The sequence below is a fragment of the Aeromonas sp. 604176 genome (assembly GCF_049170755.1).
GTDB classification, from domain to species: Bacteria; Pseudomonadota; Gammaproteobacteria; order Enterobacterales; family Aeromonadaceae; genus Aeromonas; species Aeromonas veronii_A.
Genome location: NZ_JAAKNE010000214.1, coordinates 1 through 2539 on the forward strand (window position 1 = coordinate 1; position 2539 = coordinate 2539).

The following is a 2539-nucleotide window of genomic DNA, read 5'->3' on the forward strand; positions in this document are numbered from 1 at the left end:
ATACCCAGCATGCCGAGCTGATGGCTGAAATCAATGCCAAGGCTGACTACAACGACGCGATCGTTGGCAAGCTGACTGCGTTGCTGGACAACTTCAAGGCAACCCAGACCTGGTAAGCGTGTGTGGCAGCGCAAGCTGCCACCTGATGGAGAGAAGAGATGGCCGGCGCAAAAGAGATACGTAACAAGATCGGGAGTGTGAAAAACACTCAGAAGATCACCAGCGCTATGGAAATGGTGGCAGCAAGCAAGATGCGCCGTGCGCAGGATCGCATGTCTGCCAGCCGTCCGTACGCTGAAACCATGCGCAAGGTGATCGGCCATATCGCTCAGGGGAACCTGGAATACAAGCACCCCTACCTCATCGAACGTGAGGTCAAGCGAGTGGGTTACATCGTCGTCTCCACCGACCGTGGCCTGTGTGGTGGTCTGAACATCAACCTGTTCAAGGCTGCCCTCAATGATATGAAGCAATGGAGCGCGAAAGGTGCCAAGGTTGACCTGGCTCTGATCGGCAATAAAGCCTCCAACTTCTTTGAACGGCACGGCGCCAAGGTGAAAGCTCACGTCGCAGGACTGGGCGATAACCCGAGCGTCAATGACCTGATTGGTTCAGTCAAGGTCATGCTGAAGGCTTACGACAACGGTGAGATTGACAAGCTGTATCTGGTGTACAACAAGTTCGTCAACACCATGGTGCAGCAACCACGGGTCGATCAACTGCTGCCTTTGCCCGTAACTGAAGACAGCAAGCTCGCCAAGAAACACCACTGGGATTACCTCTATGAGCCGGATCCCAAGAAGCTGCTGGATACCCTGCTGGTTCGTTATGTCGAATCTCAGGTTTACCAGGGTGTAGTGGAAAACTTGGCCAGTGAACAGGCAGCCCGAATGGTTGCCATGCAAGCCGCGACTGACAACGCCGGTAACCTGATTAACGATCTGCAACTGGTATACAACAAGGCCCGTCAGGCCAGTATTACCCAGGAGCTGACAGAGATCGTATCCGGTGCTGCTGCGGTGTAAGGCAAGGGTTATCAAAGGTTTAGAGGATTTGACATGAGTAACGGTTTCATCGTCCAAATCATCGGCGCTGTAGTGGACATCGAGTTCCCGCAGAATGCCGTGCCCCAGGTGTACGATGCACTGAAGGTCGTTAGCGAAGGTCAAGGCCAGGGTCTGGTGCTGGAAGTTCAGCAACAGATCGGTGGCGGCGTCGTTCGTTGCATCACCATGGGTTCCTCCGACGGTCTGCGTCGTGGGTTGGAAGTAATGAATAGCGGTAAATCCATCCAGGTTCCGGTCGGTACTGCGACTCTGGGTCGGATCATGAACGTACTGGGCGAGCCTATCGACGAGAAAGGCCCGATCGGTGAAGAAGAGAGCTGGTCAATCCACCGTGAAGCCCCCAGCTACGAAGATCAGTCCAACAGCACCGAGCTGCTGGAGACCGGCATCAAGGTTATCGACCTGGTATGTCCGTTCGCCAAGGGTGGTAAAGTGGGTCTGTTCGGTGGTGCCGGTGTAGGCAAAACCGTAAACATGATGGAGCTGATCCGTAACATCGCGATCGAGCACAGCGGTTACTCCGTGTTCGCCGGTGTAGGTGAGCGTACCCGTGAGGGTAACGACTTCTACCACGAGATGATGGAGTCCAACGTACTGGACAAAGTATCTCTGGTTTACGGTCAGATGAACGAGCCGCCCGGAAACCGTCTGCGCGTAGCGCTGACCGGCCTGACCATGGCCGAGAAGTTCCGTGACGAAGGTCGTGACGTGCTGTTCTTCGTGGACAACATCTACCGTTACACCCTGGCCGGTACTGAAGTATCCGCACTGCTGGGCCGTATGCCTTCCGCAGTAGGTTACCAGCCGACTCTGGCCGAGGAGATGGGTGTTCTGCAAGAACGTATCACCTCCACCAAGACCGGTTCTATCACCTCCGTACAGGCCGTTTACGTTCCTGCGGATGACTTGACTGACCCGTCTCCGGCGACCACCTTCGCCCACCTGGATGCGACCGTCGTACTGTCCCGTCAGATCGCGGCACTGGGTATCTACCCGGCCGTTGACCCGCTGGACTCTACCTCTCGTCAGCTGGATCCGCTGGTAGTTGGCAAAGAGCACTACGAGACCGCTCGTGGCGTTCAGACCGTACTGCAGCGCTACAAAGAGCTGAAGGACATCATCGCCATCCTGGGTATGGATGAACTGTCAGAAGAAGACAAACTGACCGTAGCCCGTGCCCGTAAGATCGAGCGTTTCCTGTCCCAGCCGTTCTTCGTAGCAGAAGTGTTTACCGGTTCTCCGGGTAAATACGTGCCGCTGAAAGAGACCATCCGTGGTTTCCAGGGCATCCTGAAAGGCGAGTATGACGATCTGCCCGAGCAGGCGTTCTACATGGTTGGCGGTATCGACGAAGTCGTCGAGAAATCCAAGAAACTGTAAGCCTCGACAGGAGGGCCCATGGCAGAGATGATCTCCTTTCACCTGGATGTGGTGAGCGCCGAAGGAAAACTGTTTTCCGGTCGCGTGCAATC

Annotated in this window: 2 protein-coding genes and 1 pseudogene; all 3 read left to right on the plus strand. The window is 55.5% G+C overall.

Annotation, left to right across the window (positions count from 1 at the left end; translation table 11 throughout):
* Window positions 1-158 precede the first annotated feature (158 nt).
* Window positions 159-1025 (plus strand): F0F1 ATP synthase subunit gamma, encoded by an 867-nt coding sequence (gene atpG, locus G5358_RS20700; protein ID WP_041210471.1) that lies wholly within the window; start codon window positions 159-161, stop codon window positions 1023-1025.
* A 33-nt stretch (window positions 1026-1058) separates the two neighbouring features.
* Window positions 1059-2447, plus strand: coding sequence for a F0F1 ATP synthase subunit beta (atpD, locus tag G5358_RS20705; protein ID WP_026455856.1), 1389 nt, complete (start codon window positions 1059-1061; stop codon window positions 2445-2447).
* Between the two features lie 18 nt (window positions 2448-2465).
* Window positions 2466-2539, plus strand: a pseudogene (gene atpC / locus G5358_RS20710) (F0F1 ATP synthase subunit epsilon); the annotation flags it as partial.

Coding starts and splice junctions, on each gene's coding strand:
- atpG (WP_041210471.1), top strand. CDS start 159: ATGGCCGGCGCAAAAGAGATACGTAACAAGATCGGGAGTGTGAAAAAC.
- atpD (WP_026455856.1), top strand. CDS start 1,059: ATGAGTAACGGTTTCATCGTCCAAATCATCGGCGCTGTAGTGGACATC.